General features: G+C 61.9%; 19 protein-coding genes and 4 riboswitches. Of the genes, 4 read left to right on the forward strand and 15 right to left on the reverse strand.

Annotation, left to right across the window (positions count from 1 at the left end; all coding sequences use genetic code 11):
- Window positions 1-69: 69 nt before the first annotated feature.
- The 12 genes from ABEA12_RS01575 to ABEA12_RS01630 form a co-directional block, all read right to left on the reverse strand.
- Window positions 70-360, reverse strand: a complete 291-nt coding sequence (locus ABEA12_RS01575; RefSeq protein WP_210102120.1) for an antibiotic biosynthesis monooxygenase family protein — start codon at window positions 358-360, stop codon at window positions 70-72.
- Between the two features lie 69 nt (window positions 361-429).
- Window positions 430-1,833 (reverse strand): DUF1990 family protein, encoded by a 1,404-nt coding sequence (locus ABEA12_RS01580; RefSeq protein WP_210102121.1) that lies wholly within the window; start codon window positions 1,831-1,833, stop codon window positions 430-432.
- An 8-nt stretch (window positions 1,834-1,841) separates the two neighbouring features.
- Complete coding sequence (locus tag ABEA12_RS01585) at window positions 1,842-2,165, reverse strand: putative quinol monooxygenase (RefSeq protein WP_210102122.1); 324 nt, start codon at window positions 2,163-2,165, stop codon at window positions 1,842-1,844.
- Window positions 2,166-2,189: 24 nt separating this feature from the next.
- On the reverse strand, window positions 2,190-2,576 hold the full coding sequence (locus tag ABEA12_RS01590) for an MmcQ/YjbR family DNA-binding protein (RefSeq protein ID WP_345466023.1): 387 nt from the start codon (window positions 2,574-2,576) through the stop codon (window positions 2,190-2,192).
- A 209-nt stretch (window positions 2,577-2,785) separates the two neighbouring features.
- Window positions 2,786-3,214 carry a CoA-binding protein gene (locus ABEA12_RS01595; protein WP_345466027.1) on the reverse strand — a complete coding sequence of 143 codons (429 nt, stop codon included), beginning with the start codon at window positions 3,212-3,214 and terminating at the stop codon, window positions 2,786-2,788.
- 127 nt (window positions 3,215-3,341) lie between these two features.
- Complete coding sequence (locus ABEA12_RS01600; protein WP_210102123.1) at window positions 3,342-4,760, reverse strand: NtaA/DmoA family FMN-dependent monooxygenase; 1,419 nt, start codon at window positions 4,758-4,760, stop codon at window positions 3,342-3,344.
- Window positions 4,761-5,996, reverse strand: coding sequence for an acyl-CoA dehydrogenase family protein (locus ABEA12_RS01605; protein WP_210102124.1), 1,236 nt, complete (start codon window positions 5,994-5,996; stop codon window positions 4,761-4,763). It lies immediately after the preceding gene.
- 45 nt (window positions 5,997-6,041) lie between these two features.
- Window positions 6,042-7,679 carry a dipeptide ABC transporter ATP-binding protein gene (locus tag ABEA12_RS01610; RefSeq protein WP_210102125.1) on the reverse strand — a complete coding sequence of 546 codons (1,638 nt, stop codon included), beginning with the start codon at window positions 7,677-7,679 and terminating at the stop codon, window positions 6,042-6,044.
- A 14-nt stretch (window positions 7,680-7,693) separates the two neighbouring features.
- Entirely contained in the window at window positions 7,694-8,602 is a 909-nt protein-coding gene (locus ABEA12_RS01615) for an ABC transporter permease (RefSeq protein WP_210102126.1), read from the reverse strand.
- 21 nt (window positions 8,603-8,623) lie between these two features.
- Window positions 8,624-9,583: an ABC transporter permease gene (locus ABEA12_RS01620; protein ID WP_210102127.1), complete on the reverse strand. Its 960-nt coding sequence runs from the start codon at window positions 9,581-9,583 to the stop codon at window positions 8,624-8,626.
- Window positions 9,584-9,590: 7 nt separating this feature from the next.
- A complete protein-coding gene (locus ABEA12_RS01625; protein WP_345466038.1) occupies window positions 9,591-10,445 on the reverse strand; it encodes an ABC transporter substrate-binding protein in 855 nt (284 codons plus the stop codon).
- A complete protein-coding gene (locus ABEA12_RS01630; RefSeq protein ID WP_345466041.1) occupies window positions 10,384-11,256 on the reverse strand; it encodes an ABC transporter substrate-binding protein in 873 nt (290 codons plus the stop codon). The genes ABEA12_RS01625 and ABEA12_RS01630 overlap by 62 nt, the downstream gene beginning before the upstream one ends.
- Window positions 11,257-11,360: 104 nt before the next feature.
- A riboswitch (SAM riboswitch) is annotated at window positions 11,361-11,455 on the reverse strand.
- Window positions 11,456-11,902: 447 nt separating this feature from the next.
- Here ABEA12_RS01630 and ABEA12_RS01635 point away from each other — a divergent pair.
- Window positions 11,903-12,514: a DUF1345 domain-containing protein gene (locus tag ABEA12_RS01635; RefSeq protein ID WP_345466044.1), complete on the forward strand. Its 612-nt coding sequence runs from the start codon at window positions 11,903-11,905 to the stop codon at window positions 12,512-12,514.
- Between the two features lie 65 nt (window positions 12,515-12,579).
- On the opposite strand, the gene ABEA12_RS01640 is transcribed toward ABEA12_RS01635, so the two are convergent.
- Complete coding sequence (locus ABEA12_RS01640; protein ID WP_210102128.1) at window positions 12,580-13,983, reverse strand: LLM class flavin-dependent oxidoreductase; 1,404 nt, start codon at window positions 13,981-13,983, stop codon at window positions 12,580-12,582.
- Between the two features lie 83 nt (window positions 13,984-14,066).
- Window positions 14,067-15,404 carry an acyl-CoA dehydrogenase family protein gene (locus tag ABEA12_RS01645; protein ID WP_210102129.1) on the reverse strand — a complete coding sequence of 446 codons (1,338 nt, stop codon included), beginning with the start codon at window positions 15,402-15,404 and terminating at the stop codon, window positions 14,067-14,069.
- A gap of 7 nt (window positions 15,405-15,411) precedes the next feature.
- Window positions 15,412-15,508: riboswitch (SAM riboswitch) on the reverse strand.
- A gap of 421 nt (window positions 15,509-15,929) precedes the next feature.
- Window positions 15,930-16,019: riboswitch (SAM riboswitch) on the forward strand.
- Window positions 16,020-16,023: 4 nt separating this feature from the next.
- Between ABEA12_RS01645 and ABEA12_RS01650 the strand changes: the two genes are divergently transcribed.
- The 3 genes from ABEA12_RS01650 to acs all read left to right on the forward strand — a co-directional run bounded on the left by ABEA12_RS01650 (window position 16,024) and on the right by acs (window position 20,369).
- Window positions 16,024-16,611: an OsmC family protein gene (locus ABEA12_RS01650; protein WP_210102130.1), complete on the forward strand. Its 588-nt coding sequence runs from the start codon at window positions 16,024-16,026 to the stop codon at window positions 16,609-16,611.
- The gene (locus tag ABEA12_RS01655; protein ID WP_210102131.1) at window positions 16,608-18,269 is read left to right on the forward strand and encodes a sodium:solute symporter family protein; all 1,662 of its coding nucleotides are present in this window, start codon (window positions 16,608-16,610) and stop codon (window positions 18,267-18,269) included. Before ABEA12_RS01650 ends, ABEA12_RS01655 begins: the two co-directional genes overlap by 4 nt.
- Before the next feature lie 123 nt (window positions 18,270-18,392).
- The gene (gene acs / locus ABEA12_RS01660; RefSeq protein ID WP_210102132.1) at window positions 18,393-20,369 is read left to right on the forward strand and encodes an acetate--CoA ligase; all 1,977 of its coding nucleotides are present in this window, start codon (window positions 18,393-18,395) and stop codon (window positions 20,367-20,369) included.
- Window positions 20,370-20,498: 129 nt separating this feature from the next.
- Here acs and ABEA12_RS01665 read toward each other — a convergent pair whose 3' ends face one another.
- Window positions 20,499-21,050, reverse strand: coding sequence for a histidine phosphatase family protein (locus ABEA12_RS01665; RefSeq protein ID WP_210102133.1), 552 nt, complete (start codon window positions 21,048-21,050; stop codon window positions 20,499-20,501).
- A 130-nt stretch (window positions 21,051-21,180) separates the two neighbouring features.
- Window positions 21,181-21,276, forward strand: a riboswitch (SAM riboswitch).
- The last annotated feature ends 29 nt before the right edge of the window (window positions 21,277-21,305 follow it).

Raw genomic sequence — 21,305 nt, forward strand, 5'->3', positions numbered from 1 at the left:
CCTGCATGGCAAAACGACCCCCGGTAGCGGTTTCGCTGCGGGGGTCGTTTTTTCGTGTGATTCCTGCAGCTAGGCCAGCTCGACGACCTCGAACTCGAGCAGTTCCATGCCGTTTGCCACCGGTGCCTGGGCCGCGTGGTCATGCCCGGCGCGTTGGGCGCGCCAGTTCTCGAAGTCTTCGCGGGTGGCCCACTGCGTATAGACGAAGTAGCGGTCCTCCCCGGCGACCGGGCGCAGCAGCTGGAATCCCTCGAAGCCCGGGGATCCGTCCACGGAGTGCTTGCGGGCCGCGAAGCGCGCCTCGAGCTCGCTTCCGGCCTCGACCGGGACGTTGAGTGCGTTGATGACGACGATGGACACAATACTCCTTCCGGGCCCGGATTCCCCGGACCGCTTGTCCTTCCAAGTTACACCCAGGACTTCAGGGCGCTACCTGGGTGTTGCCAGCTTCCGTGCCGCGGCCAGGTAGCGTCCTGTTGCATGGCGCGCGGCCGCTTCTGCGATCGGCGCACCGAGTCGGTAAAACCAGTTCGAATGCCTGGAAACAGCGTTCAATTCGAAGTAGACGGATCCATCGTCCTCCAGCACCGCGAGAAAAGACTCCTCCCCCGTTTCCGGATGTCCGGCCAAGGTTCCGTAGGCAAAGCCGCTGCGGGCATCCTCCTGAACCAGCCGCACCACCCTGCAGGGGGCGGGCAGACGCAGCGGACCCACACCGAATCCCAGCACGACCCCGGTTCCCAAGGAAATCTCGGGGGTGTCTGCCTGCACCCGAAGCCCGGCACCTTCCTGCAGCTTCCAGGTGCGGATCCCTTGGGCCAGCGACTCGAAAGCGGACCTTCCCTGACCCACGCATTCGCGGATGCGCGTGGAACGATATCCTTCCGGGACCACATCGCCCTCGGTTGCGCCGCGTTCGGCATAGCTCAAGTCGTTGACCACCCCGAGGCGGAACAGTCTGCGGCGGGCTGCCATTTCCGAGGGCCCCATCGTGCCCAGTGCCAATCCCGCAACCGCCAAGGTCACCTTGCCGGCCAACGAACTGGGCAGCCGAACGGGCCCCAGGGCCGTCCGTTCAAGACCCAACATCCTGCGGTGGCTTTCGGGCAGGGTGTCAACCACCGCGGCAAAGAGCAGTTTGTAGCCCGGCAGGACCATGGGGTCCAACGGAGGGTTCTTCAAAAATGAGACGACCTCGGCAACCCGTTCTCCGCCGGCCAATTCGCCGCGGGACTCATAGCCGGCCATGGCCGCTTTCAGTTCGGCATCGCTGCGTGGAGGGTTGACAACTCCCATCAGCTCCCCGGCCTTGGCCCATTCACGCACATACGCGTCCGCCCCTTGTGGAACCGGACCCGAAAATATCTCGTGGCTGCGCAGGAAGGCATCGGCGAAGGCGATGTGGACCCAATCCGAGAGGCCGGGATCATTGGCGGAGTATCTCTCTTTCGCGCCTTGCCCCGTGGTGTAGGTGCCGACCACCGGGACGTGGCGGCGCCTGACCCAGTCGCAGGCCTGTTGGGCTGCTGCCGTATCCCCGTACGTCAGCGTAAAGATCCAGCGGATGGTGCCGGCCAGCCGGGACAGCATGTCGTTTTGGTAGTTTGAATGTTCGGCCACTCCTGCCAATGCTCCCGGGTGCAAGGCCTGTGTCAGCAGTGCGCGGATTCCCGCCGCAATCGGGCTCATCCCCCCGTGGACCGTCCAGACCGCGGAGTCGTGGGCAAAGTAGCCGGCGTCCTCGCCCCGATCCAGCTCGCGTTCCCACACCGGGTCATAGGTTTCTTGGGCGGTGAATGTCTGCCGGAGCTTGATCCGCAGTAGCTGGAACATGGTCGTTGCTAGCCGATCTTCAGTTCGTCCATGTCGCCCCAGGAGTCGCCCTCGACCTTGCGGGAGACGATCTTGGGGGTCGCGGCCAGTGCCGGGCGCATGGATTCCAGGCCGGCCTTGAAGTGCTCTGAGTTCACGTGTGCTCCTGCCGCGTCGTCGTCTGCGAAGGCTTCGATGAGCACGAACTCGGTCGGGTCCTCGATGCTGCGTGACCAGTCAAACCACAGGTTTCCGGGCTCGGCGCGGGAGGCGGCCGTGAAAGGGGCCACCAGGTCCATGAATAGATCGGTGTAGTTGGGCTTGGTCTTTATTTTCACGACGATGAAGTACATGGTTCCTAGCCTACCGACCCGGAGCTAGCCACGCTCAACCAAGCCATTCCAGTCCAGCGCCGCTTGTTCGATGCGTGGAAGCGAGGCGACCACCAAGTCGTAGGAATCCTCGATGAGGTCCGACATCAGTTCCTCGGCAAGCCCGGGAACCACGGTGTTCCAGTGCTTTTTGTTCATATGGTAACCGGGGGTGATCTGCGGGTTGGCGGCCCGCAACTGCTCGGCCAGCACCGGATGGCATTTGAGGTTCAACGACACCAGACCGAATCGATGGCTCAGCAACCCGAACATCTTGGCCCGGGACCTGTCCTTGCCAGCGACTTTGAACACCGCGGCGCCCTCGCCGAAGGGGAAGTCCTCATAGGCGCCGGGCATGCCCAGTGCCAGTCCGCGCCACAATTCGTATTCCACAGCTTCATCCTAGCGATGATCTTTCCACGGCAACACGGATGAAAAGGGCCGGCTTCGTTGCCTCCGCTGGAGAAATGTCAACGGAACCGGCCGGTTCAGGGTTTTCCCTGGCCGTGCAGCGGCAGAAAACCGTCTTGGATCGTGCACCGATGAGCGGTACAACGGTTCCCATTTCAAAAAAGCTGCCGGCCAGCCGTGCGGCCGCGCAGCTAAAGGCGTGGCAGTTCGATCAGCGGGCAGGTGTTCATGACAACCTCGAGTCCAGCCTCCTTGGCGCGTTTGGCGGCATCTTCATCGATGACGCCCAATTGCAGCCAGACGGCATCAGCCCCGATCTCGATTGCCTGGTCCACGATGGCCCCGACTCTTTGGGAGTTAACGAAGCAGTCGACAACATCGACATGGCCGGGAATATCAGCCAACTTGCGGTAACCGGGCTCACCGAGCACGCTGTCCGCGCGAAGCGAGACCGGAACGATCTTCATTCCCAGCTCTTCCTGCAGGACCCGCGAAACTCCCGGTGCCACGCGCCTGGGGTTGTTGCTCAAGCCGACCACGGCCCAACGTGCGGGAGTCTTCAGGAGCCGTCGTATCACTTGGGGATCATTGGCGTGCGATGCGTTCATTGTGGTGCTCATGTTCCCAACGCTACAACTGCACGCCTGTTCCTGTCGGCGAAAGGCCCTGCTGACTTAAACGCCGTGGCCTGCGTGGGATCCAGTCCCGCGCCGACCTCTCTCATGCATTTCTGCGGTTCGTTCGCGGCTAACCGATGCTTTCCAGCTTCATTTCCGTGTTGGCAGCGGAGAATTCGGTGAAGGCTCCGCGGAAACGCGCCGCCGGGTGGGTTTCTTCCAGACGATCACCGCGTCCGAACATCTTGTGGCGCAAGCTGCCCGGGGCATATTCCTTTTGGGCAAGGCCGCGGCTGTGCAGCTCGGGGAGGATCCCGTCGATGAAGTCCGTGTAGGAACCGGGAAGGATCTGGTTCATGATGTTCAATCCGTCCATGCCCGCATCCTGCCAGCGTTCGATCTCATCGACGATCTGCTCCGGGGTGCCGGAGATCTGTTGCGCCTTGGCCCGATAGCGCGCCAAGTCACCGATGGTCGGCTTTCCGCCGGGCACCGATGCGATGGCCGCCTCGAGTACCCCTCGCGCGCCCTCGGTCTCGATCTCCCCCAGCGGCGTATCCAAATCCAACCCACCGAAGTCGACGCCGATACCACCGCCGATGTGGGCAACGATCGCATGCAGGTCCAGGTACTCGTCGTACTCTGCCTCCTTGGCCTTGGCTTCCGCCTCGGTGCTTCCCACCACGAAGGACAAACCGGCAAACACCTTGACATCCCCTTTGGCACGCCCGGCAGCGGCCTCGAGTTCACGGATCTTGCCCACCTGCTTGGACACGTATTCGGTGTGCGGGGCAAACAGGAAGGTGGCTTCGGCGTGCTCTGCGGCAAACTGGCGTCCCCGCCCCGAGGAGCCGGCTTGGAAGAGGAAAGGGGTTCGCTGGCGGCTCGGCACGGCAAGGTGCGGACCGTCGATCGAATACCGCTTGCCCCGGTGGTTGATCTTGTGCACTTTTTCCGGATCTGCGAAGATCCCGGATTCCTTGTCGGCCAGCAGTGCGTCGTCGTCCCAGGAACCTTCCCACAGCTTGTAGGTCGCCTCGACGTACTCGTCTGCCCAGTCATAACGGTCATCGTGCGCCGTCAAACCCGCGGCCCCGAAGTTGCGGTGCGAGTTTTCCAGCACGCTGGTCACGATGTTCCAGGCAACCCGGCCCTTGGAGAGGTGGTCGAGAGTGGAAAGCTGGCGGGCAAACTGGAAGGGCGAGGCCTGCACCACCGAGCTGGTCATCGCCAACCCGATCTCACTGGTGGTAGCGGCGAGTGCCGAAAGCAACACCATGGGGTCGTGCGAGGGAACCTGCATTCCCTTGCGGACGTGGGAGGCCCAGCCACCTTCATGGTCTCCGTAGAGCCCCACCACGTCGGCAAAGAAGAGATTGTCGAACTTGGCATCCTCCAGCTGCTTTGCCAGATCCACCCACAACGACAGCTCGTTGAAGCGGTGCTGTTGCGCCTCGGGGTGGCGCCATTGCCCGCCGAGGATGTGGCTGGGGGTGTTCATCAGGAAGGCGCTGAGCAGCAGCCGTGGCCGCGTGTCGAAGGTACCCATTTACTTGTTCTCCTCCTGTGTATCCGTTGCTTCACCGATCGAGTGCAATCCGGTGGGGATGGTGCCGTTGATGTAGTAGTCCCCCACCGAGCGCGCCTTGAACGTCACCGGGTTGTGGGTGGCCACAGTACGGGCGTTGCGCCAATGCCTGTCCAGTGACTTGCCGCGCGATACGGCCGAGGCCCCGGTGACGTCGAAGATTTCGCTGGTGGCATCCAGGACGAGCTTCGGAACGCTCACGTGTGCTTGCTGCACCGCGATCTCGGCGCGGATGAACGCAGACTCCTCGTCCAGCCCCAGGGAGGGGTCCACTGCTGCGTCCAGGTCGCGGGCGGCAGCGAAAACGATCGAGTCGGCCGCGTAGACCGCGGCGGCAATGCGCCCGACCTTTTCCTGGATCAATGGGTCGTTTCTAAACAGCTCGCCGGAACCGGTGTTGAAGGTCCGGGTCCGGTTGCGCACCAATTGAGCGGCATCGGCCAACGCCGCGTGGCCGATGCCGGCCAGCACGCTCAGCAGCGCAAGCTGGAAGAACGCCGGTTCAAGCGTGGAGGAGACCTTGCGCGCGATGATGTCCTCCCCGGGCACCACCACATCGTCGAAGATCGCGGTTCCGGTGCCTGTCAGCGGCTGACCGAAGCCGTCCCAGTCATCAATGATCCTCACCCGCGGATCATCGGCGCGCACTATCGCGTACTGGCGCCCCTCGACGCCCTCGGTGCTGGCCATGACGATGACCCAGTCGGCAAAAATAGAACCGGTCGTGTAGTACTTCTGACCCTGAAGCAGCCATCGGCCTGCGTCCTGGCGCAACTTCGTGTTGGTGGTTCCCAGGGCGTTTCCGCCCCTTTCGGTCGCCGCGTTGCCAAAGATCTCACCGGCAATCACCCTCGGGAACCAGCGAAGCTGGAAGTCCTCGGGCTGCAGCGCAATGGTTTCCACGAAAGAGAAGTGTGAGCGCAACAGGTGCCCGACGTTGGAATCGGCGGCGGAGAGCTCCACCACCAAACGGAAGAGGTGTTCGTGGCTGATCGGATCTCCCCCGTGCGCGGCCGGAACACGAAGTGCGGTGAAGCCGGATTCCTTGAGCCAGCGCACCGGTTCGAAGGGCAATACATGGTTGTTTTCCCGTTCCACCGCGCCTTCGGCGATCTGCGCGAATACCGGGGCAAAGCGTGCGCCCAACTCCGCGTAGCGAGACTCTGCTGTTCGTTCCTGTACGTGCGTGGTGCTCATTGTTATTCCTCTACATCCATGGGATCGGGGCCTTGTTGGCCAAAGTCAGTTGTTTGCCAGCTCGCGCAATAGCTGCCCGGGGTTCGAATCCAGCAACAGCTTGGTGTATTCGCTCACCGGGCTTCCAAAGACCTGTGCTGCCGGGCCTACCTCGACGAGCCGGCCCCTGCGCATGACCCCCACATCATGGGAGATCCGTTCCACCACGTGAAGGTCGTGGGAAATGAACAGGTATGACAGACCCTGTGTGACCTGCAGGTCTTCGAGCAGGGACAGGACCTGCGCCTGGGTCAGGACGTCGAGGGCCGAAAGGGCCTCATCGAGCACCAGCGTCTTTGCCCCAAGTGCCAGCGCCCGGGCGATGGCAACGCGTTGGCGCTGGCCCCCGGAGAGTTCCTTGGCGCCGAGTGTTGCCATGCGGGCAGGTAGGTTGACCGCGTCCAACAGCTCTGCCACGCGGATCTCTCGTTCGGCCTTGCTCCCGACTTTGTAGTTTTTCAGGGGTTCGCTGATGATCCGGGACACCGTGTGTCGCGGATCCAAGGCGGAATCCGGGTTTTGGTAGACGAGTTGCAGGCTGCGCCAGAGATCCCGTTTTCCGGCCCCGCGAAGCTTTGTCACATCTTGCCCATGGATCCTCACGGTTCCCGCGCTCGGTTCGAGCAGACGCATGACCATCCGCGCCGTGGTGGATTTGCCGGATCCCGATTCACCCACCAGGGAGAAGGTGGTGCCCGGACGTACCGCAAAGGAAACCGCCTCGACAGCCGCATGGGCGTCTTTTCCATTGCCGTAGACCTTTTTCAGCCCAAGGACCTCAATGGCCGGGACCTCGATGTTCCCCTCGCGCCCGGTGGTACGGACGGCGGGGTCACTCGGAGCGGCCTCGGCAAGCAGCAGTCGGGTGTAGGGATCTTCGGGTTTAGAGAGGATCTCGCGCACCGGGCGGTCTTCGCGGATGCGCCCATGTTTCATGACCACGATGCGGTCGGCGATGTCTGTGGCGACGGCGAGGTCGTGGGTCACGAATATCACCGCCGTTCCCATGTCGCGGGCGAGCCTGGTGAAGACCTCCAGCACGGTTTGCTGAACAGTCACATCGAGGGCGGAGGTCGGTTCATCGGCAATCAGCAACTCCGGTTTCAGGGCGAAGGCAATGGCGATGAGGACTCGTTGCTTCAGTCCGCCGGAGAGTTCGTGCGGGTATTGGACGATGCGCTGGGCCGGGCGGTCGATGCCAACGAGTTCCAGCAACCTCAGCACCTCGGAGCGCAGCTCCGCCTTTGAGTGCTTTCGGCCACGCCGATGCAGACGAAAAACCTCCCCTACCTGTGATCCGATGGTCTTGACCGGGTCCAGCGAAGCTCCCGGGTCCTGTGGGATCATGCCGATGCGGCGTCCGCGGATTTGTTCAAATTCCTTGGTCGAGCGGGTGAGCAGGTCCTCTCCCCAAAGGGTGATCGTCCCGTCGAGTATCTTTGCCGAGGCCGGCAGCAACCCGATGATGGCCTTGGACAGCGTGGATTTCCCGGATCCCGATTCACCCACCAAGGCAACGATCTCACCGGCCTTCAGCGTGAGGTCGATGTTCTCCGCCGCCGTGACGGATTCGGCTCCGCTGCCGTATTGGACGCTCAGTCCGTGGATGTCCAACAACGCGGGCGCTTGGGCTTTGGTGCTCATGGCATTGCCTTTCACTAGAAACGGAAGATCTTGTGTAGCTGGCGGCCCAAGCCCGCCAGCAGGATGACCACGGCGACGATTACCAGGCCGGGCAGGGTGGTGAGCCACCATGCAGAGGCAAGGTATTGCCGGCCCTCGGCAATGAGCAGTCCCCATTCCGGGGTGGGCGGCGGCGACCCGAAACCCAGGAATCCCAGGCCCGAAATGGCGAGGATCGCCACGCCGAGGTCCACCACCAAAAGCGCCAGCACGGGGCCGCATGAATTGGGAAGGATGTGTTTGAAGACCACGGAGAAGTAGGTTCCGCCGTTCATGAACGCCGCTTCAACGTAGTCGAGGCTGCGCACCCGCAGTACCTCGGAACGGACCACCCGGGCAAATGACGCAATGGATGCGATGCCTACGCCGATGCCCAATGAGATCGGCCCCGGGGCAAATGCCGTGACGATGATCAGCGAGATCAGGAATCCGGGCACAGCCAGCAGGACATCGACCAGACGCATGGTCAGTGCATCTACAGCGCGGCCCGCCGTCGCTGCCAGAAGCCCCAGCCCGGTACCGGCCACCAGGCCGATGGTGACGGCGAGACCTGCCGTCACCAATGTTTGGCTGGTTCCGTGAACCACCCGGGCGAACATGTCGCGTCCCAGGTGGTCGGTGCCAAACCAATATTCGGCTCCAGGAGCCCGGAATTTTTCCGCCGGAACACCGCTGATGGGATCGAACCCGCTAAAGATCGCGGGGAACAGCGCCCAGCCAAGGACGATGGCCAACGGCGCGCAGGTCAGCCAGAAAACCGGGGACCGAAGCGCCCCTGGCTTGGGTTTCGGGCTTGGTAGGTGCCCGGCAGCAGGCAGGCTGTCCATCGAGGCCAACCGGTGCGCGTCAACTTGTGCCAGCGGTTCCTCTAGCTTGATGCTCATGCGGGTTCTCTCCGTTCTTTCTTAGGCAACGAGCGCGCGCGGCGCACCGTGCGTTCCACTCTTGAGGATCCGTGGATCCAATAGCGGGTAGATCAGGTCGACCACGAGATTCACGGTGACGAAGGCCGTTGCGGTGAGCAGCACCAGGCCTTGGACCAGCGCAACATCTTGTGCCGTCACGGATTGCAGCACCACTTGTCCCAGGCCTGATCGTGCAAACACCGTCTCGGTGATCACCGAACCGGCCAGCAGTGTTCCTACGGTGATGCCGCTGATGGTCATGGCCGGTGCCGCAGCGTTCTTCAGGGTGTGGCGAAAGAAGATCCACGATTCCGAAGCGCCCTTGGCCCGCAGTACGTCCACGAACGGCTGCGCGTAGACGTTCTCGACGCTTTTGAGCAGCACCTGGGCAATCGGGGCGGAAACATGGATCGCCAGGACCAGGACGGGAACGGCGATGGAGGCGAAGGACCCATCCGGGAAAAGCGACATCACGCCAAACTGGATCGAGAGGACCTGCAGGAGCACCAGGCCCAGCCAAAACACCGGCACCGCGGCAAAGAGAGGCGGCAAGTTGACGATGAACCGCTTCAACCACGTCCGACGAGCCAACGTGGCCGAAGCGACCAGCACAACGGCAAACACCACAGCCGTGGCAAAGGCGCTTGTTGCCAGCAATAGCGTCGAACCGACCACGGCACCGATGCGCTCGGCGACGGGCTGGCCCGAGGCCAGGGAATAGCCGAAGTCTCCGCGAAAGAGACCCGCCAGCTGGCTGGCGTACTGCACCAAAAGTGGCTGGTCGTATCCATACTGGGCCTTCATCGCTGCGATGGTTGCTGGGTCGGCCGCGGCATCAGCCGACAGGAAAATCGTTACGGGGTCATTTGGAAGCAACTGCACGGCCAGGAAGACCAATGTGTAGGCAAGCCAAATGACCAGCAAGGCTTGTCCGATGCGGCGGGCGATGTATGCGGCCATGGGTCAGCTACTTTCCGGTCTTCCAGGCGCCCTGGAAGATCGGGGCGGTTCCGGAGGTGAACTCGACGTGGGCGTCTGAATTGCCGCCGTAGACCTGGACCTCGTCCCAAAGGACCAAGGCCAGTGCCTTCTCACTGACGAGCTGGCGCTGTTCCTCGGCGATGAGTTCGTTGTGCTCCGCTTCGCTGGTCGCTGCGCGTTCCTTGGCAAACAGGGCGTTGAGCTCGGTGTCGGCGTTGAGGGTCTGGGTGTTGTTCTCGGGACCGAAGACCGGTCCAAGTCCCCCGTATGCGAATTGGCGGGTTCCGAAGAACTCGATGTTGGGGTCGATCATTGCGGTGGCAAGGAACGTGTTGTCCGAGGCACGGTTGATGAGCTTGACACCAATTTCACGCCACTGTTGTTCGATGAGCTCGAATGCCGGCTTGATGACCACCGAGTTGTTGGAGCTGGTCACTGTGACCTCCAGCTTCTTGCCATCCTTTTCGCGCACGCCGTCGGCACCAACAACCCAGCCGGCTTCATCGAGGAGCGACTTGGATTTTTCCGGCTCGTAGGCCAGGTCCGCGGAAAGGTCGATGAAACCGGGCGCTGCGTGGTTCAGCACCGAATCTGCCACGACATAGCTCTCGGAGAGGACGGTGTCCTTGATGGACTGCCGATCGATGCCTGCTTGGAGCGCCTGGCGGACTTTGGCATCGGTAAGCTTGCCGCTGCCGATGCGCACCGCGGCCATGTTGGTCGTCAAATCAACGCCTTGGGCTGGCAACACATTGTCCCCGCTGCTCTTGAGCGCCTGCTCATCGACCGGCTGCAGCCCGCGCACCAGGTCGACCTGGCCTGTTCTGTACCGCTCCAGCACGATGGGCAACCTCGGGCAGGTACTTCACCACAAGAGAGTCCAGGTATGCGGCTCCCTGGTTCGCCGCGCTCTCCGGTGCCCACTTGTAGTCCTCGCGCTTGGCGAAGGTGACTTCCTCATCGGTCTTTTCGGATTCGAATACGAAGGGCCCGGATCCGATGATCTTGGCGATCGCAGACTGTCCAGCGTTGTCGAGCTTGAGTGTGTCAGGGGAGACAAGACCGGCTGTTACGGAGGAGGTGGCACGCAGGAAGTTAGCGTCGGGCGCCTTGAGCGTCACCTTGACCTGGTTCTTCCCGATGACCTCTGCGGATTTGTAGGCACCAAAGTCCACGTTCGGTGCGATCTGGGCGGCCTTGACCCCAAGCCCCAAGGCATCCAGGTTCTTCTTGACAGCCTGGGCATTAAGGGCGGTGCCATCGGAGAAGCTGACCCCGTCACGAATCGTGAAGGTGAATTCGGTCTGGTCCTTGTTGGCGGTGAAGTCGGAGGCTATCCAGCCCACGAGCTTGCCCGATTCGGCATCGAAATACGTCAGGCGGTCAAGAAGGCTGTTGAGTACGTTCGCTTTCTCATAGAAGCGTGCGGCCTGTGTCTGCCAGTTGCTGATGGGAGTCACCTCCGCAAAAACGAAGGCTCCGCCCTGCACCGGCTCATTGCCGATGGGACTGTTCGGTGCTGCATTGCCGGCGTCTTGTGTCCCCGATCCGCATGCACTGAGCGCGAGCGTTGCCGCGGCGAGCATCGTCAGGACCTTGACGCCGGTACCGGCGTTGCGACGTCGCTTCGCAGGTGGGTTGGTGTTGCCCATGGTGTTCCCTCTCGGTTAACCCGAGGAATGCCGCCACATGGCTGGTCGTCCGCTTACCGTCATGGGCATGACGGTTCGTAGTGGACCGGCGCAGAGTTTGGCTATCTCCATCGGTCCTGGCGGTAGCACCGGTCCCCAATGACGGGGGTGGTTGCTGCGGCGTCAACGAGCCAGGTCTCTCAGCCGCTCTGGATGGTGTGTTCGGGTGTAGCCTTGCGCCACTGTCGAACCATTCAAGTCTGTTGCAGATTCTTCGATATGACCAACCGAAAGGTCGCTTCCGTGAAACAAACCGACGCATAGCGTCGATTGTGAGGCGTATTCATGTCATAAATCTTTACAAGTCGGACTGTGAAGCGTCAACGTAATCATTCTTGCGTCATGGGCTGGTCATGTTGATAATCCGGTCCTTGTTCGGATTCGGGCTGATCGCCAGAGGCTTGCAAGCTGACAACGCTGCATGACGCCAATCTCGGCGGGTCCATCTGCAGGGCTTTGGCGCTGCGTCCGGATTCGCTCGGAACACCGCCGCTGCACGTGTGCCAACCGAGGTGTGAACCATAATCCGAAACCAGCGTCCAGTTACGGAACGTGGCAAGATCACCTCATGAAAGGCACACGCACACGGCGTGCAAGGCATCGAAGGATGCGCTTGCTGGGAATGCTCGTCGGCGGAATCACCGCCGCCGGATTAGCCGGGGTCCTGGGCCAGTGGAACTACGCGCCGGCCGTTGGATGGACAGCGGCGGCACTGATCTACAACGCATCGGTTTGGCTGACCATTGCATCGATGGGTCACGCACGCACTTGCGACGACGCCCAGGAAGAAGACCCGGGGGTGCAGGTAACCGACCTGTTGATCATCCTGGCCGCCATCGGGTCGCTGGCCGCAGTGGCGTTGGTGATGGCCAGCGGCAGCAACCTGAGCGCATCGGCCAGGTTGCCCCTGGCCCTGTTGGCTTTGACCTGCACCGCAATGTCGTGGTTGATGGTCCATACCCTTTACACGCTGCGTTACGCCAGGATCTACTACGCCGGTGCACCAGGGGGGATCGATTTCAACCAGGACGAGCCGCCGCAGTACACCGACATCGCTTACATGGCCTTCAGCGTGGGCATGACCTACCAGGTCTCGGACACCTCCATCACCACGCGCGAGATGCGTTCGGCGGTCCTGCGTCACAGTTTGCTGGCATTTCTTTTCGGCACCGGCATCCTGGCCACCACCATCAACCTGGTGGTCAGCCTTGCCGCATGAAAGGCCTTGGGAGTGGACACACCATGGTGTGACCACTCCCAAGATTTCATCTGAGCGTCCGCGGCCTAGCTGAGAAGCGCGTTGGAGAACCGGTAGTTCGCCGCACGGTGCGAATCCTCGACCCGGTCGCCCCGGCCAAAGAGCTTGTTGCGCAGCGTGCCTTCGACGTAGTCCTTCGGGTATACGCCACGGGCCTGCAGCTCAGGAACGATGAATTCGACGATGTCCTCGAAGGTGCCCGGCGTGATGGCGTAAGCCAAGTTGAATCCATCAACGTCGGTGTCCTGGACCCATTCGATGAGCTTGTCGGCCACCTCCGCCGGGGAACCGACGGTGATGGGGCCGAAGCCGCCAACACCCACCCATTCGGCAAGCTGGCGGATCGTCCACGGGTTGCCGGCATCCCCGCTGGCCTTCTGGAAGGTCGCCACCGAAGACTGGATCGCATTGGACTTTACATCGTTGCCGATGACGTCGTCCGGGGCATAGGTGGACAGGTCGATGCCCATCCAGCCCGAGATCAGCGCGAGGGCGCCGTCGATGTCGGCATAGGACTTATAGTCCTCGAACTTGGCCTGCGCCGCGGCGCTGTCCACGTCCGTGATGATGGTCTGCATGGCGTAGATCCGCACGTCGTATCGTCCACGCCCGGCCGTCTCGGCCGCGTCACGGACCTTGGTGACGGTCTCCTTGAGCAGCTCCTTGGTCGGCGAGGTCACGAAGACAGCCTCCGCGTTTTCGGACGCGAACTTCAGTCCGCGCGGGGAGGTGCCTGCCTGGAACACCACCGGGGTGCGCTGCGGGCTGGGCTCGGTGATCGCGATGCCCGGGACCTTGAAGTACTTGCCCTCGTGTTTGATGTCGTGGACCTTGGACGGATCGGTGAAGATCCCGCGCTCGGCATCGCGCACCACGGCGTCCTCTTCCCAGGATCCCTCGAGCAGCTTGTAGACGACTTCCATGTACTCGTCGGCGTGGTTGTAGCGCTCGTCGTGCTCGAGCTGGTCCTCCTGGCCCATGTTCCGGGCGGCTGAGGGGAGGTACCCGGTCACCACGTTCCAGCCGATGCGGCCCTTGGTCAGGTGGTCGAGGGTCGCCAGTCGGCGGGCAAACGGGTACGGGTGCTCATAGGCGGTGCCTGCGGTGACGCCAAAGCCGAGGTTCTCGGTCACCGAGGCCATGGCCGATACAAGCATGAACGGGTCGTTGACCGGAACCTGCGTGCCGGCACGCAGCGGGACCTCGTTGGAGCCGCCGAAAACGTCGTAGGTGCCCAGCACGTCGGCGATGAAGATGCCATCGAACTTGCCCTTCTCCAAGGTCTTGGCGAGATCGGTCCAGTAGGACAGGTCCTTGTAGTTCGCGGACTTGTCCTTCGGGTGCCTCCACAATCCCGGGGACTGGTGTCCCACGCAATTCATGTCGAAGGCGTTGAAACGGATCTGGCGCTTGGCAGGTGGGTTGCTCATGGGTTTGTCCTTTGCGAAAGAGGTGGATGTTTGCCGATTCGAATCCTGTCGAACCGGTGGGGTGGCTTTTGGCCGGGGACCAGCTAGGAAAGGTGCGTGCCGGGGCCCGGGCCCACGTCGCCGATGGCGTTGAGTTGTTGAGGCGCGGTCCCGTTGACTTCGTAGTCGCCAATGATGCGCGACTTGTAGATCGCCGGGTTGTGAGTGGCTACGGTACGGGCGTTGCGCCAGTGCCGGTCCAGGTTGCAATGCCTTGAGGTGGCTGAAGCACCCAAGCCGTCAAAGAGCTTGGTGGCGGCCGATAGGACCAGTGGTTGCACGATGGCTTGGGCACGGTCGGCGGCAAGTTCACATACGGCGAACCGTTCGGCCGGGCTCAGCGACGGATCGCCCAACGCAACCTCGACCTCAGCGACCGCGGCCAACACGATCGAATCTACGGCGAAAGCAGTCCCGGAGATCTCACCAACCAACTGCAACACCTGGGGTTCTTCGCGGACCGGAACACCGGTCCCGGTGCTGAAGCTCCGGGTCCTGGCCTGGACCGCTGAGCGCACATCGTTAAGCACCGCGCGGCTGATCCCTGCCTGCACAGCAAGGAGCACCAATTGGAATATCGCGGATTCAGGATCGTTGATCTGTTGTTCCTCCGGAAGGACCGTGTCCACCGGAACGTCTTGGAACGTGGTCGATCCGGTCCCGGTAAGCTGCTGCCCGAAACCGTCCCAGTCATCAAAGATCTTGACCCGGGAATGCTGGGTGGAAACCACGGCAATCTGCCGTCCGGCACGGGTTGGGTGCGCGACGGCGACGGCCACCCAATCTGCATAGATGGTGCCGGTGCAATAGTATTTATCGCCGTTGAGGATCCACCGCTCCCCGGACATGGCAATCGTGCTGTTCAATGTACCGAGCCGGTTGCCGCCACGCTCGGTGTAGGCGTTGCCGACGATCTGCCCAGCCGTGATGCGCTCGATCCATCGATGGCGCATGGAGTCGTCTTCGAGCTGCAACACCGCTTCCACGAAGCCAAAGTGCGAGCGCCAGAGGTGGGCCACCTGGGAGTCGGCCTCGCCGAGTTCGATGAGCAGGCGGAACAGGTCCCGCAGACTCGCCCCGTATCCACCGTCGTTAACCGGTATCCGCAGCGCACCAAAACGTTCACGGTTCAGCCATCCGACCTGCTCGAAGGGAAGGGTCCGGGTGGCGTCGCGGTCGCTGGCACCTTCCGCGATCTTGGCGAAGACCGGACGGAAGATCGCAGCCAACTCGTCATAGTGCCCATCCACTGGCACTCCCGGGGTCAGCTTGAGCAGGTGCCGGGCAGGTGTGGCTTCGGTGAACGCATCAAGATCGATGGCTCCAAAAATTTCCGGGTCGCCTTCAACATTAAACGTGTGCAGAGGTGCATCGGCAGCCATAATTCGTTCTCCATCGACTCTGGCGTGAGCACCTACCGCCCAGTTAAGGGGAGGGGTTGCTGCGGCGTCATGGAGCCAGATCTCTCGGTCGCTCAGGATGGTTGTTGTTCACATTTCTACATGGATTCTCGCGCCGAAGACAACCCCGTCCGTCACAATCGAGGCGCGCATCACAAGGCAAAGCACTTTTGCGCTCCGCCGGAGGGCCAGTGACCCGGCGGGCCTCCGGCATTGGGTCCGCTAGTTCTTCGACGCCGCATGGGGCGGGACCGAGTGATTCGGCGCTAATTACCGACATGGGCAGATGGCGCGCCTATCCGCGAGATCACGCGGATCAGCACACTCGTGCTCGGGCTCAACGACAAGATCCCGCTCGTCGAATTGCCAAAAATGCGAAACATCGAAATTTCTGCATTCCATCACAGATCATTTGATCGGAAGAGGCATATTTCCGTGCTGTCGAAGGTTTCGTCACATTCCCATGGGTTTGCTCCTATGCTTCCCATCGACTTTGATGGAAGGCGTAACCCATCCCGAGCGGCCGAGAGATCTGGCTCATTGACGCCGCAGCAACCACCTCTTTGAGGCCGGTGCTACCGCCAGGTCCGATGGAGAAAACATGACTTCCCCTTCAGCTCGCCCCGAAGCGCCCGAGAGTGGCAGCTCCCATGACAAGCGAATCCGCGCCAAGGGTTCCTGGCAAGGGAACATGCGAACCACTGTCGATATCCGCAGCTTCTCATTCGATATCGATGAGCCGCTTCGCGTGGGCGGCACCGATACTGCTCCGACACCCATGGAATTCATGGCAGGCGCCCTCAACGGTTGCGTTAGCGTGGTCGTTGAACAGGCGGCCAAGGAAATGGGAATCGAATTCACGCGTCTGGAGACTTACTCGATAGCAACCCAAGACACCCGCGGCTTCGCCGGGACGGCAGACGTCTCACCGTTCTTCCACTCGTACAGGCTGGAGGTCCATCTTGAAACACAGCTTGACGATGCCGCGGTCAAACACGACCTGACAAAACAAGTTCACCGCCGCTGTCCCGCCATCAACTTGGTAAGTGCCGCTGGAGTGAACTTAGAGATCAACTGGGTCTTTGCCACCCAGGTCACAGAACATGCCGCCGAAAACGCCGGCAACATCGCATTGGGCTATGTGCCGCGGGAAACCCCCATCAATTCGCATGAAGAGGCCTCCGCATGAGCGCCGCCGGATACTGGACCATCGGATTAGCCTTGTCCTATACGATTCTGCTGATCGCCGGAGGGCGTCTCGCCCAGCAACGGAGCGCCGTGGGCAAGACCAAGGGGTTCTTCGTCGGTGGCAGGACCTTCAGTCCATGGACGGTCGCCTTCTGCATTACCGGGTTATTTTCCGGCTCATCCTACATTGCCATCATGGAGCTGAGCTACCGTACCGGTGTTTCAGCTCTTTGGTACGGAGTGGCTGAAACAGTACAGATATTGCTCATTGCCCTGCTGTTGGTGAAGCCTCTCCGAGAAAAGCTGGTCGTGACGGTCACTGGCATCATCGGCGACCGCTTCGGTCGGGTTGCCAAGGCAATCTCCGGTGTCATCACAGCCTTCACATTCCCCATGTGGTCGGTGGCCACCACGATCGCCTTCGCCTCGGCACTGACGGCGTTCACTGGCCTTAGCCTGCATGTGGCCGTCATCGTCACAGCCCTGTTGCTCCTGGCTTTCCTATGGAGCGGCGGGATGCGCTCGGTGGCATTCAACCAGAGCATGAACTGCCTCGTTTTCGTGGGAATGCTCTTGGTCGGCGCATACGCGGTCTTCGCGAAACCAGGTTTCTTCGGCCTGCGGGAATTCGCCGAAACCAACCCCCAGATGTTTGATCCGGGCAACGCCGGCATCTCGCTGATCGTCGCTTGGTTCGGAACCTTCATCGTGAACGTTCCGCTGGCCCAAGCCGCATTCCAGATGACCATGTCTTGCCGTACCCCGGAAGACGGCCAAAAGGGCCTCTACACAGCGGCGGCATTCGGCGTCCCATTCATCATTATCGGCGCTCTGATCGGCACCTCCGCCGCGGTGGTTGTGCCGGCGCAGGACCTCGCCCTAGTCGCAATCCCCCACTACATAGAGCAGGTTCTTCCCGCTCCGCTGGTAGGTGTATTTTTCCTCGGCGTCTGGGCTTGTGCCATGGGTTGGGCGGGTCCGTGCCAGTTCTCCGGGGCCACATCCTTGGGCCGCGACGTCGGCAGTGCCATAAATCCCAAAGCCACCGAGGTCCAGCTGGTCCGCTATACCCAGTGGTCGCTCGTAGCCCTGACTGCCCTCATGATCCTCTTTAGCATCTTGCGCACGGAACAGTCCGCCTGGTGGAACGTCTTGGCTTGGACCCTTCGCAACGGCGCAACGCTGGCGCCGGTGTTGGCCGTGTTCTTCTGGCCATTGGCGACCCGTAGCGCGGCCTATGCCTCGATGGTCACGGGCTTCAGCGCCGGGATTATATGGAACCAGCTCGCGGGCTGGTCCGCGACGTCGTTCTACCTCGGCACCCACCCGGTTTGGGTCGGTATGCTCGCAAACGTCGCAACCTTGGTCTTGGTCACCCTGGCCACTTCTCCCTGGCGTTTGAGCGTCGACCCGAGGCGGGTCCGCCGGGCAGTCCGATTCGGTCTTGGTGCACTGGCTGCACTTGTGACATTGGTCTTCACCGCAGGCTGGTTGGCGGGCTACGGGTTGATTGCCATGGTCCTGTTCATCGTCGTCCTATGCGCCGCCTTGTCAGTGTTCTTTGCCACTGAATCACGCGAATCAAACTTTGCGGGTCGGGCTTCCAAAGAGAATCCGGAGCACGAATCCTCCGGGCGCGCCATCGAAAATGCCGTGTAGGCAGGCTGGCGTCCGCGAGTAGCCTCCACCCATTCCGAGCGGCCTAGAGATCTGGCTCAGTGACGCCGCAGCAAGCACCGCATAGACGGTGAAGTGCTCATGCCAAGACCGATGGAGAACACCATGACTGAGACCCTTTGCCCCGCCACGGCGGACATCACCAACGAGACCAACTGGAGCGAAGCGGAACGCCTCGCATTTTGGGACAACGCCGCCAAGCGCCTTGACTGGTCCGAGGACTGGCACACCACCTACACCAGCACCGGTGTGGACACAGCTGCACGCCGGGGACCCGAGCTGCGCTGGTTTGAGGGCGGCAAGCTCAATGCCGCCTACAACTGCGTTGACCGCCATGTCGAGGCAGGTCGCGGGGCAAAGGTCGCCCTGCATTTCGAGGGCGAGCCCGGCGACACCATTACCGTCACATACCAAGATCTGCAGGACCGCGTGTCCAAGGCCACCAACGCATTGGTTCTTCTGGGCATCGGCAAAGGCGACCGCGTGGTCATATATCTACCGGTATTGGTGGAGACGGTTGTCATCACCCTGGCCTGCGCCCGGATCGATGCCGTGCACTCGTTGGTTTTTGGCGGCTTCTCCGCCGAGGCGTTGAAGTTCCGTGTCGAAGACACCGGCGCGAAGCTCTTGGTCACCACCGACGGCCAATTCCGTCGCGGCGAGGCCGTTCCGGTCAAGCACAACGCGGATGCGGCAGTGTCCGGGGACAACGACATCGAGCACGTGCTGGTGCTTCGCCGCACCGGATGCGAGGTCCCTTGGACCGCGGACCGCGATGTGTGGTGGCATGAGGTGGTCGACACCGCCGACAGCACGCTTATCCCCGAGGCCTTCGACTCTGAAACCCCGCTGTTCATCATGTACACCTCCGGTACCACCGGCCAGCCCAAGGGGCTGGTCCACACCACCGGCGGCTACCTGACCCAGGCGTCGTGGAGCCACGAAGCCCTCTTCTCGAACCCGGATCCGGAACAGCGCGCCAACGACGTCCACTGGTGCACCGCTGACCTGGCCTGGGTTACCGCCCACACCTATGAAATCTATGGGCCGCTGTCCAACGGGGTCACCCAGGTCATCTACGAGGGCGTGCCCAATGCCCCGCACCCTGGACGCCACTTCGAGATCATCGCGCGCTACGGCGTGACAAGTTACTACACCGCACCCACGTTGGTTCGCTCGCTGATGGGATGGTTTCCCGCCGGAATCCCTGCGGAGCATGACCTGTCCTCGATCAGGGTGGCAGGAACCGTGGGTGAAGCCGTGAACCCGGAGGCATGGCGCTGGCTGCGCAGCCAGGTCGGACGCGATACCGAAAGCGGCATCCCGATGGTCGATACATGGTGGCAGTCGGAAACCGGCGCCACGATCCTCTCCCCCCGCCAGCAGGACACCGGGTTCAAGCCCGGTTGCGGCACCCGTGCCCTGCCCGGTGTCAGTGTCGACATCGTTGACGATGCCGCACAAACCGTGGAAAAGAACCTTCAGGGCTACATCGTACTGACCAAGACCGGGCCCGCGATGGCCCGTACGGTCTGGGGCAACCCCGAGCGCTACTTCACCTCGTATTGGCAGAAGTACGCCGAACAGGGCTGGTTCCTGGCCGGGGACGGCGCTCGTTTCGATGCCGACGGGGACATCTGGATCCTGGGGCGCACCGACGATGTCATCAACATTTCCGGGCACCGGCTCTCCACCATCGAAATCGAATCCGCACTGGTGGCCCATCCGTCCGTCGTCGAAGCAGGGGTCTGTCCTACACCGGATACACGGACGGGGCATGCTGCCACCGCTTTCGTGGTTCCCTTCGACAAGTCGGTGGTGGGCACGGACCTTTCAGGCGAGGCCTTGGCCAAGCAGCAAGAGCTCATCGCCGCGTTGCGCGACCACGTTGCAACGCAGATCGGGCCTATTGCCAAGCCGCGCGAAATCGTTTTCGTCCCGGACGTGCCAAAGACCCGTTCGGGCAAGATCATGCGTCGGTTGCTGACCCAACTCTTTGAGGGCAGCGCATTGGGCGACACCACCAGCCTGCAGAACGAACCGTGCATCGAACAGGTCAAACAGATCTGCGACGCACGCTAGGCCCACGCTTAGCTACCGCGCAGTGCCGGGGTGCGGAAGCGGTGAAGCCCGTGGAACCGGTGTACCGGAGGGGCTCTCGTCGCAGGCGCGGAAGTTGTCCATGCGGTCCGAGTTTTGGAAAAGCGTTCCTTAGCGGACGGATTCGCGGAAGTGCTCACGCAGCTTCTGCACATCCACATGAAGAGACTCGCCGTTGCGCAAGATGTTACTCTTCGCTCCCCCGGTGATCACGTCCAATGCCACCCGGATCAATGTTCCGTGCGCCACCGCAATGATCCGCTGGCCCTCGTGACGCTGGATCAAGTCATGGAGCACGAACAGTGCACGGTGTGCCACCCGTTCCTCCGGCTCCCCGGAGCCCAGCAGTGCATCGATCTGCGGGCGCGGAAGGTCACGGACCACTTCACCTTCGGCGTCGCCGTAGTTGCGCTCCTGAAGACCAGTGATCCTTTCGGTCAATGCCAGGCCAAGATTCTGCCCGATCAACTCCGCGGTCTCCACCGCCCGCCCCAGCGTGGAGGAGACAAGGATGTCCCATGAATCGGCACCGAGCCGCTGGCCCGCCGCGTGGGCCTGTGCGCGCCCCAGGTCGTTGAGCGGAATATCCGTTTGCCCCTGAAGGCGGCCCTCGGCGTTCCATGCCGTTTCGCCGTGCCGAACCAAAACCAATGTTGCACTCATGCCTCCAAGCTTACCCGGCGGGGCACGTCGGGTTTTTTGCCGCAGGATCTTCGACCACCGGCCCGTGGAGCGCAACTTGGGATCACAATCTTTGGACAACAACGGTTTTGTTGCCACAATGGAATGACGATGACCATCCCGAGCGGCCGAGAGATCTGGTTCAATGACGCCGCAGCAACCTTCCACACTCCGGTGGACAAGGTGCTACCGCCAGAAACGATGGAGAATGCGCAAGCAATCTTTGGCACCGCCGTG

The sequence above is a fragment of the Paeniglutamicibacter antarcticus genome, from assembly GCF_039544305.1.
In the GTDB taxonomy this organism is placed as follows: domain Bacteria; phylum Actinomycetota; class Actinomycetes; order Actinomycetales; family Micrococcaceae; genus Paeniglutamicibacter; species Paeniglutamicibacter antarcticus_C.

Excerpts from the sequence above, each read along its gene's own strand:
- ABEA12_RS01580 (WP_210102121.1), bottom strand. The coding sequence starts at position 1,833 with ATGTTCCAGCTACTGCGGATCAAGCTCCGGCAGACATTCACCGCCCAA.
- ABEA12_RS01585 (WP_210102122.1), bottom strand. The coding sequence starts at position 2,165 with ATGTACTTCATCGTCGTGAAAATAAAGACCAAGCCCAACTACACCGAT.
- ABEA12_RS01595 (WP_345466027.1), bottom strand. The coding sequence starts at position 3,214 with ATGAGCACCACAATGAACGCATCGCACGCCAATGATCCCCAAGTGATA.
- ABEA12_RS01600 (WP_210102123.1), bottom strand. The coding sequence starts at position 4,760 with ATGGGTACCTTCGACACGCGGCCACGGCTGCTGCTCAGCGCCTTCCTG.
- ABEA12_RS01605 (WP_210102124.1), bottom strand. The coding sequence starts at position 5,996 with ATGAGCACCACGCACGTACAGGAACGAACAGCAGAGTCTCGCTACGCG.
- ABEA12_RS01610 (WP_210102125.1), bottom strand. The coding sequence starts at position 7,679 with ATGAGCACCAAAGCCCAAGCGCCCGCGTTGTTGGACATCCACGGACTG.
- ABEA12_RS01615 (WP_210102126.1), bottom strand. The coding sequence starts at position 8,602 with ATGAGCATCAAGCTAGAGGAACCGCTGGCACAAGTTGACGCGCACCGG.
- ABEA12_RS01620 (WP_210102127.1), bottom strand. The coding sequence starts at position 9,583 with ATGGCCGCATACATCGCCCGCCGCATCGGACAAGCCTTGCTGGTCATT.
- ABEA12_RS01630 (WP_345466041.1), bottom strand. The coding sequence starts at position 11,256 with ATGGGCAACACCAACCCACCTGCGAAGCGACGTCGCAACGCCGGTACC.
- ABEA12_RS01635 (WP_345466044.1), top strand. The coding sequence starts at position 11,903 with ATGCGCTTGCTGGGAATGCTCGTCGGCGGAATCACCGCCGCCGGATTA.
- ABEA12_RS01640 (WP_210102128.1), bottom strand. The coding sequence starts at position 13,983 with ATGAGCAACCCACCTGCCAAGCGCCAGATCCGTTTCAACGCCTTCGAC.
- ABEA12_RS01645 (WP_210102129.1), bottom strand. The coding sequence starts at position 15,404 with ATGGCTGCCGATGCACCTCTGCACACGTTTAATGTTGAAGGCGACCCG.
- ABEA12_RS01650 (WP_210102130.1), top strand. The coding sequence starts at position 16,024 with ATGACTTCCCCTTCAGCTCGCCCCGAAGCGCCCGAGAGTGGCAGCTCC.
- ABEA12_RS01655 (WP_210102131.1), top strand. The coding sequence starts at position 16,608 with ATGAGCGCCGCCGGATACTGGACCATCGGATTAGCCTTGTCCTATACG.
- acs (WP_210102132.1), top strand. The coding sequence starts at position 18,393 with ATGACTGAGACCCTTTGCCCCGCCACGGCGGACATCACCAACGAGACC.
- ABEA12_RS01665 (WP_210102133.1), bottom strand. The coding sequence starts at position 21,050 with ATGAGTGCAACATTGGTTTTGGTTCGGCACGGCGAAACGGCATGGAAC.